This window comes from Enteractinococcus helveticum (assembly GCF_001657475.1).
Taxonomy (GTDB): domain Bacteria; phylum Actinomycetota; class Actinomycetes; order Actinomycetales; family Micrococcaceae; genus Yaniella; species Yaniella helvetica.
The window spans coordinates 59,246-66,982 of the sequence record NZ_LXEY01000003.1; the positions used below are offsets into that span (position 1 = coordinate 59,246).

A 7,737-nucleotide genomic window follows, 5' to 3' on the forward strand; every position below is an offset into this window, starting at 1 on the left:
GCGCGTGCGGGCCCGCGTATGGTGGCAGCTATGACGCACGCCGAGTTGATCCACGACACCATTACGGCCACCCAGCTGGTGAACGCTTCGGTGTCGCACGTGTGGCAGGCGTATGCGGACACCGCGGTGCGGGCCCGGTGGTCGGTACCCGCCGGGGACGGGCTGGAATATCTTTCCGATGAGTTCGTCACCGGCGGCCGCGCGATCTACCGGTGCGGGACCCCGGGCGTCTTGGAATTTGAGGCCACCGTGGACTACATCCTGGTTGAGCCACCCCAGCTGATTGTCTACACGGAGACGCTACGCACCGACGACCGACCCCTGACCACCAGTCTGGTGACCTGGGAATTTGACCTGGCATCGCAGGGCACGCGCGTCGTTGTCACGAATCAGACGACGTCGTTTGTTGGACAGGACATGCTAACCGGTACGCGCCACGGCCACCGCATAGCACTGCAACAGCTGGCCGAACGATTCGAGCTTTAGACCGGACGCTTTTGTTTGTCGTAGTACCGGCCCAGCATCTGCTCTTTGAATTCACAGAAGTCACCGTCGATGATGGACTGCCGGATCGTGTCGACCAGACGGATAGTGAAGCGCAGGTTGTGAATCGACATGAGGGTCCCGGCCAGAATTTCATCGGCCTTGATCAAGTGTCGCACATAGGCCTTGGAATAGTTGGCGCAGGTGTAGCAGTCGCAGCCTTCTTGCAGCGGCGACAGGTCGGCGGCGAATTCAGCGCGCGGTAGGTTGATGCGCCCGTATTCGGTGTAGAACGCGCCGGTGCGGCCCACTCGGGTGGGGGAGACGGCGTCAAAGGTATCGGCGCCGGCCTCGATTGCGGCAAATAAGTCATCCGGTTCGGAGATGCCCAGCAGGTGGCGAGGTTTGTCCTCGGGCAGTTCTTCGGCACACCAGCCCACGATCGTGCCCAGGTTTTCTTTCTCGAACGCCCCGCCGAGCCCGTAGCCGTCGAAACCGGCTTCGGTGCCGTTGAAGTCGGCACGCATTTCGCGCAGGTCCCGGCAGGCTTTGCGCCGCAGATCTTCATATTGGGCGCCCTGAATCACCCCGTAGAGTGCCTGATAGGGCCGGTGGGAGCGTTGTTCCGTGAGCCGGGCGTGTTCGTCCAGGCTGCGCTGGGCCCAGACGCGAGTGCGCTCCAGGGATTCTTCTTGGTAGCCACGCGAATTGTGCAGGGTGGTCAATTCGTCGAAGGCCATCATGACGTCAGCGCCCAGCTGGTGCTGAATATTCATCGACACCTCTGGGGTGAACCGGTGACGGTCACCGTTGATGTGGGAGGTGAACCACACGCCGTCGTCGTCGACATTAGCTAGGCGTTCCTTGCCGGGTGCAACGGCGTCGTCCGAACCGACCTTTCCTTGCGCCTCAGGCCCGGTCATGTCAATGACTTTTTTGAACCCCGAGCCCAGCGACATGACCTGGAAACCACCGGAGTCGGTGAAGGTGGGGCCCTCCCAGTTCATGAATTTACCCAGCCCGCCGTGCAGATCCAGCAGTTCGGGGCCGGGCTGCAGGTAGAGGTGATAGGCGTTGGATAACACCGCTTGGGCGCCGAGGTCTTTGACTACCTCGGGCAGCACGGCTTTGACCGTGGCCTTGGTCCCGACGGGAATATATGCCGGAGTTTGAATATCGCCGTGCGGGGTGTGGATGGTTCCGGTGCGGCCGTGCGCGCCGTCCATGCGCGTGCCAAGGGTGAAAGAAAAATCGCTGGGTTCTGCCATGAACTTTAGTGTAGTCGCCCGCGGGAGCCGCTTAGCGCGTGAGGCGCCGGATGGGGATTTCCGGGTCGGCCAGTTGGGCGGGATCGACCGCAATACCCCGGGTGATGATGCGTGTAGCGGCACGGATGATCATCTGTTCGTCCAGTGCGGCGGCCCCGATGAGCCGGTCGCCGTCGACGACGAAAATGGCATTGTCCCCGCGGTGCACCAGGTGTTCGTGTGCTTGCGGGATAACCCGACCGATGGCTTGGGCGTCGTGGCCGAATTGATCCGACCACACCCAGGCCGGGGTTGGTGCGCTCGGCTCGGTGCCCATGATCGTGTTGACCACGCGCGCGGCTGAGGCACGGCCGTGGTCCCAGTGGTCCTGGCGCGGCCGGTTCCGAATACGGCACACATCACCGATCGCATAGATCCCGTTGATCGTGGTGCGGTAGGCCTCATCCACGACGATCCCATCGTCAATGGTGACGCCGGAGTCTTGGGCGACGGCGACATTGGGTTCCACCCCGACTGCGGCGATGATCAGATCGAAGCGGTCCAGGTTTTCATCCACGGTGAGCCGACGTTCAATCACCTCAACGTGTTCACACATGGTGGCATAGAGTGTTTCGGCCAGCTCCCCAAAGATTTCTGCGGCCGGGACCTGCGGGGTAAAGACAGTCACGTTGGCGCCCAGGGCTTTGGCCGAAGTGGCTAATTCTGGTGCCAGTAGGCCGCCTCCGGCAATGGCCACGTTGACGCCGGGGCGTAGGGCGTGGCGTAGCTCGTTGGCGTCGGCCACATTTCGCAGGGTATAGACCGGTTTCTCTAGGTCCAGAGTCTTGGGAACGGCACCGGTGGCGATCACTATGTGGTCGGCTGCAAAGCGCTGGGTCGCGGTGTCCACGAACCCTTCGCCCACGCGTACTGCGGTGTCTTGCACCCAGGTGACGCTATGTTCTGTGAACCACTCATCCGGTGCTAAGGCCAGGTCGACGTCGTCGGTAAGATACTCGGTCGATAGCGGCGGCCGATCCAGAGCGGTGTGGTGCGGATCGATGATCGTGATGGCGCCCGAAAACTCGGCCTCGCGCAGTCCGGCGGCCACCGAAAACCCGGCGACCGAACCGCCCACAAGAACAACGTTGGACATTAAAACTGCGGGGTCAGCAGGACGCGTCCATCGACCACTTCGATGCGATGTGTCGGAGCGTCTTCGGTGGCCGGCAGGTTCAGGACCTTGCCGTTGGCCAAGCAGAACGATGAGGCGTGTTTGGGGCACTCGACCGTGCCGTCTTCAACCCAGCCCTCGGATAGCGAATAGTTACCGTGGGTGCACCGATCATTGAGTGCATAAATACCCTCGTCAGTGCGGAACACCGCGATTGGTTCGCCACCGGTAACCTCGTGGCCAATGTACACGCCTTCTTCTAACGGGAAATCTTCTTCCGCGCCAATATCAATGTTGGTCATAAAATCCTCCATCTCCAGCCTAGAACCCCCAGTTCGCCCACGCTAGCGCTTGCGTCACAAGCTTGCCGCGGCCACCTTCGAATTCATTGGTGATCTCCGGCGACAGTGCCTGTTCCGGTGACATCCACGCAACATCCAGGGCATCTTGGCGCGGCTGTGTATCACCGCGCACCGGTACCACGTAACACAGGGCAACCGCATGCTGGCGGTCATCCGTGAGCCCCGAGCTTGAAGCATACGGGAAGTATTCGGCCACCGTAAACGGCTGCAGGGTGATGGGCAACTGTGGCATCGCCAGCGTGCCGAGATCTTTTTCGAGGTGGGTCATGAGCGTGTCGCGAATCGACTGCATATACAGCACGCGTCCGGACACAAAAGAGTAGCGGAAATTGCCTGAGGTATCGGCACGGTATAACAGACCGACTTCCACCACACGGCCATAATCATCGAGGCGGACAGGGATTGCTTCAACGTAGATCATCGGCAACCGCGCGCGTGCCGCAGTCAATTCCGTTTCGTCGAGCCAACCGGGATTAGGATCTGGAGTTCGAACCGTCATGAGCTCCACTCTACAACTACAATGTCACACATGCCTTCATACCGCGCGATACTACCCATCGGAGATATTCACCCCGGCCACAACCCCGAAGAAGTCATGGATTCCGCCGTTGCCGCAGTGTCGTCCATCGCCACCGTTGAGCACACCGACATTCAGATTCTGTCGAATGTGCCCCAGATTGTGGTGCGTTTTTCTCTCGAGGACGACGGCGACGCCCACTTCGTCGCCGATGCCATGGCCGATGCCGTCTCCCGAGTCGCCACGACCGGGCCTGGCCGGTTGCTTTTGCGCCGCGGTGGTCGGTGGGTGCCGCGCTAGCCTTGCCGGCGTTCTAGGCTCTCCACCAACGCTGACCTCGTTTCGTTGCTTGAGCGGGGTCATTTTTCTACCCAAAAGAAAATTGTGGAGAAGTCTGCAGATGCCGGCACATTATCCACAATATTGGACCATCGGCACCATCAACGGCACCCACGTCTTCCAACCCGCACCTGGTTAGACCCCACCCAACCAATCCTGCGGAATCTTTATTGGGCGCTGTAGTTGTCGTCTGAATCTATATAGGTAAGGTGCTCCATCGCTCGCTTTTCGGCAACGGAGATTTGATAACGACGGTTCTCAGTGGCCGCCAAGATAACGAAGAGGCCAAGTAGGGCAATACCCACCAGAAGGAATGAATTATTTTCTCCAAAGAGTCGGGAGCCCACGATGGCTGACAGACCGAACGTAAAGCCCAAGACCACTGACATGCGACCTCGTCCCGTGAGTGATAGCTGCGACAACAGCACAAGTAAGATCAGCGTTGCGATAATCGCCCATATGATCTCGGGGATGAACAGTAGATCGGAAATATTCCAGGCTGCCATCCCCGTAAACACGGTAGTAGCCGAGAAGATCAGCATCCACCCGGTAAATGCCCCGATCGGCACATCCACCAAGAAGCGTTCCTTGCTCGTTCGTTCCGTATACACATTGAGGTTCTTCACCGCCCGGTACAGCAACACCACCGCACCGCAGGAAGTAATGATCTCCAGGCCGTAATCCTGAAAGTGTGCCAACAATATCGTGCCCGAGGCCAGCAGCATCGCATTGGAAACATACCAGGCCGTGGCCCGGTTGCGCATCGCCGAAATTTGCGAAGGAGCCCACTGATACAGCGTGTACACCATCATCAAGGCCCATAATAATGGCCAAGCCAGCACGTGCCAGGCGGCCATCGACATCAGCGAGGTCGAACCCTGATAGAGACCATCGTGCGCATCCACAATAGAAGGCCAAGGACCCATCCAGCCCAACGCAAAGAGCCCGACGACGACAAATAACACCCAGCTAATACTCAGCGTTATCCGACGAAAACCATCGAGGTGCTGGGGTTCGGGATCATCGGTGACCGGCTCCGGAAAGGGTAGGACTACCTCTTCGCCATCATCGACCTCTTCGAGTTGATCTTCAGGTGGCGGCGGTGGCGTCTGAGCTTCGATCGCACGAGCCTTGGTGACCAGACGTTCAAGCCGTTGCCACTCGGGCAGATTCTGCCGAGCACGCTCAAGGAGTTCCTCATCGCTGAGGTACTCGTCGTCTCGTTGCAGCATCGGACGATTCTCAGGAGCCGGAATATCATCGGACTCTAATTCTCGAGCAGCTTTCAGCAGCGCTTCGGTCTCGCGTTCCTGTTGACGACGCCGCGCAAGTGCCGCTTGCTCACGTTCCAACCGGGCCATCCGCTCGGACTCCCGCTCACGCTGAGTCTCCAGGGCCTCTTTGGCTTCTTGAATATCCAGCGCCAACTGTTGCAGGCGCTCTTGTTCTTCGCGAGCTTTGCGGCGATCATCCTGCAGCTTCTCCCAACGAGCCTGCAACCGATCGGGTGTTTCGGCAATCGCGCGTTCGATATCTTCTTGGGTTGGTCCACGAAAGGAATCCAGCCACGCATTGAGTCGATCCCGCACGGTGACTTTCTCACCGGTACTAGGACGCGCGGCAGATTTCTTCGCCGCTTGCGGTTGCTTATCGGCGTCGTCGCCAGCAGAAGTTCCGGAAGTCAGAGACTGTTCGGCCGAAGTATCAGGGTGGGCGGATGATTGAGACTTCTTTAGCCGAGCCAGGGCCTCTGACGACTCTGATGGCTTTTTGGCCACGTGCACTCCTCCCACCGAATAATCTTGTGCTTGAGTCCAGCTATTTTACTTTCCAAGACGCTATTCTACGGTGTGACACGCGACCCCACTGGCTTCTATCAGGCTGCGCGTGGCATGCCTAGGGTGCAAACGCCAACGTACGCTGCGACGTGAACTCGCGATGCTGGCCGGTTAGCGGATCGGTGAAGGCCAAACCATTGGCCAACAGTTGCAGCGGGGTGGCGTAATCATCGGGCGCATGATCCAACAGCTCCGGGTAGAACCGGTCGTGCAAAATCCCGTGACCCAGTGCGGCAAGGTGGATACGCAACTGGTGGGTTCGCCCCGTTTGTGGGGACAGCGCTATGTGGGCCAGTGCGCCGCCGTCGTCGGTCAACCGATGGGCTAACAGCTGGATGTCGGTGATGGCATTGGGGCCGGTGGTGGGGTCGTGGCTGCGACGACGTTTGCCCACCCGGGGGGCCTCGATGCGGCCGGAGTGGGCGGTGTCATAGGCTGCGACTTCGGCGGTGATAACGCCCTTGGTTTTGATGATCCGGTTGCGGAAGGTCAGCGGAAAACGTTCCAGATACAACTTGGCGTCAGACGGGATGTGTACGACGGCGCGATACTGGCGGGTGACCTGGCGGGGTTCAAATAGCTGCTGATAGGCGCCGCGGGTTTCGGGATTGGGCGAGAACAGCAAGACGCCGGCGGTGGCCCGGTCGAGGCGATGCAGCGGGACCAGATCGGGCATGTTTAGTTGGTTGCGCAGGCGTACCAGCGCGGTTTCTTGAACGAATTGGCCGCCGGGGGTGGTGGGTAAAAAGTGTGGCTTATCGGCGACAACGAGGTGTTCATCGGCGGCCAGGACGGTGAGGTCAAAGGGGATGCGCGCTTCATCGGGCACCGACCGGTAGTACCAAATGAACTCGTGCTCGGTGGCCGGTGTGGTTGCGGTGATCAAGGTGCCGTTGTTGCCCACGATTTCGCCGTCGGTGAGGCGCTGGGTCAGTGCGTCATCGGGCAGGTGCGGGAACCGGGTGCGCAGGTGCTCGATGATGGTGCCGGGGGTGTTGGCGGGGATGCGCAGGCGGGTGGGGCCGACGCCGTTGCGTACGGGCAGTGGGGGATTGGGCATGGTTCTAGTTTAGGCCCGGAAGCGGACGGCGTTGGGTGCGGTGTAAAACCCGGCTTCGACCAGGTGGCCGGCGAGTTCGGTGCCCACCAGCGGGTCGCCGTTGACGGTTTGGATGGCCAGCTTGTCGGTGCCGGCGCGGCGGATGGCGGTTTCTAATGCGGTCGCGGCGGGCCCGAGGTGGTCGTTGGAGAACTGCAGCAGGGTTTTGCCACCGCGTTCCAGGTACAGCACCAATTGGCCATTGACTAACACCACGTAGGCGCCGGCCTTGCGTCCGGGGCGGTGGCCTTGGGTATCGGGCCAGTCCAGGGTGGCACCGTATGGGTTGGCCGGATCGGTTGCCGCCAGGGCCACAGTTTGTGGGTGGGTGGGTTCTTGGTCGAAAGCGCGCAGTGCGTCCACGGTGGCGGCGGTTGAGAATTGGGCGGCGCCGAGTCCGTCAATAAAGTAGCCGCGGCGGATATGCCCGGCCTCTTCCATTTTGGATAGTAACCGGTAGTAGGCCGAGAACCCGCCGGGTAGGGCCTCGGCATTGACCGCTCCGCGGGTGATCACACCGTAACGGTCCAGCAGGTATTCGGCCTGGGCGTGCAGCGCGGTGGTGTTGTCGGTGGTGCGTTCGGGCAGCAGCGACCAGCGCCCCACGGCGGTCGGCGGGTCGGGGTCCCGGGCCAGGGCGGTGTCCGGGGCAAGCCGGTTGAGACGGCGCAGTCGGGC

General features: G+C 60.6%; 9 protein-coding genes. 2 read left to right on the forward strand and 7 right to left on the reverse strand.

What is annotated here, in order from left to right:
* The first annotated feature begins 30 nt into the window (after positions 1 to 30).
* Entirely contained in the window at positions 31 to 486 is a 456-nt protein-coding gene (locus A6F49_RS00270) for an SRPBCC domain-containing protein (RefSeq protein WP_043056631.1), read from the forward strand.
* Here A6F49_RS00270 and tgt read toward each other — a convergent pair.
* From tgt to A6F49_RS00290, 4 genes are read right to left on the reverse strand one after another with little or no spacing between them, the layout of a single operon-like run.
* Positions 483 to 1,751 carry a tRNA guanosine(34) transglycosylase Tgt gene (gene tgt, locus A6F49_RS00275; protein WP_043056630.1) on the reverse strand — a complete coding sequence of 423 codons (1,269 nt, stop codon included), beginning with the start codon at positions 1,749 to 1,751 and terminating at the stop codon, positions 483 to 485. The two genes, A6F49_RS00270 and tgt, sit on opposite strands and share 4 nt — an antisense overlap.
* A 31-nt stretch (positions 1,752 to 1,782) precedes the next feature.
* The gene (locus tag A6F49_RS00280; RefSeq protein WP_043056629.1) at positions 1,783 to 2,886 is read right to left on the reverse strand and encodes an NAD(P)/FAD-dependent oxidoreductase; all 1,104 of its coding nucleotides are present in this window, start codon (positions 2,884 to 2,886) and stop codon (positions 1,783 to 1,785) included.
* The gene (locus A6F49_RS00285) at positions 2,886 to 3,206 is read right to left on the reverse strand and encodes a non-heme iron oxygenase ferredoxin subunit (RefSeq protein ID WP_052504643.1); all 321 of its coding nucleotides are present in this window, start codon (positions 3,204 to 3,206) and stop codon (positions 2,886 to 2,888) included. The genes A6F49_RS00280 and A6F49_RS00285 overlap by 1 nt, the downstream gene beginning before the upstream one ends.
* Before the next feature lie 19 nt (positions 3,207 to 3,225).
* Positions 3,226 to 3,765, reverse strand: coding sequence for an NUDIX hydrolase family protein (locus A6F49_RS00290; protein ID WP_043056627.1), 540 nt, complete (start codon positions 3,763 to 3,765; stop codon positions 3,226 to 3,228).
* Between the two features lie 30 nt (positions 3,766 to 3,795).
* Here A6F49_RS00290 and A6F49_RS00295 point away from each other — a divergent pair, with 30 nt between their 5' ends.
* A complete protein-coding gene (locus tag A6F49_RS00295; protein WP_043056675.1) occupies positions 3,796 to 4,083 on the forward strand; it encodes a hypothetical protein in 288 nt (95 codons plus the stop codon).
* Positions 4,084 to 4,289: 206 nt separating this feature from the next.
* Here A6F49_RS00295 and A6F49_RS00300 read toward each other — a convergent pair whose 3' ends face one another.
* The 3 genes from A6F49_RS00300 to A6F49_RS17920 form a co-directional block, all read right to left on the reverse strand.
* The gene (locus tag A6F49_RS00300; protein WP_043056626.1) at positions 4,290 to 5,900 is read right to left on the reverse strand and encodes an MFS transporter; all 1,611 of its coding nucleotides are present in this window, start codon (positions 5,898 to 5,900) and stop codon (positions 4,290 to 4,292) included.
* A 118-nt stretch (positions 5,901 to 6,018) separates the two neighbouring features.
* Positions 6,019 to 7,020, reverse strand: coding sequence for a pseudouridine synthase (locus tag A6F49_RS00305; protein ID WP_067605425.1), 1,002 nt, complete (start codon positions 7,018 to 7,020; stop codon positions 6,019 to 6,021).
* 9 nt (positions 7,021 to 7,029) lie between these two features.
* Positions 7,030 to 7,737: Lhr family helicase (locus tag A6F49_RS17920; protein ID WP_043056624.1), on the reverse strand; the 708-nt coding region annotated here is incomplete at its 5' end.

Bases quoted from the DNA above. Each gene is read 5' to 3' on its own strand.
- A6F49_RS00270 (WP_043056631.1), top strand. From the start codon at position 31: ATGACGCACGCCGAGTTGATCCACGACACCATTACGGCCACCCAGCTG.
- tgt (WP_043056630.1), bottom strand. From the start codon at position 1,751: ATGGCAGAACCCAGCGATTTTTCTTTCACCCTTGGCACGCGCATGGAC.
- A6F49_RS00280 (WP_043056629.1), bottom strand. From the start codon at position 2,886: ATGTCCAACGTTGTTCTTGTGGGCGGTTCGGTCGCCGGGTTTTCGGTG.
- A6F49_RS00285 (WP_052504643.1), bottom strand. From the start codon at position 3,206: ATGACCAACATTGATATTGGCGCGGAAGAAGATTTCCCGTTAGAAGAA.
- A6F49_RS00290 (WP_043056627.1), bottom strand. From the start codon at position 3,765: ATGACGGTTCGAACTCCAGATCCTAATCCCGGTTGGCTCGACGAAACG.
- A6F49_RS00295 (WP_043056675.1), top strand. From the start codon at position 3,796: ATGCCTTCATACCGCGCGATACTACCCATCGGAGATATTCACCCCGGC.
- A6F49_RS00305 (WP_067605425.1), bottom strand. From the start codon at position 7,020: ATGCCCAATCCCCCACTGCCCGTACGCAACGGCGTCGGCCCCACCCGC.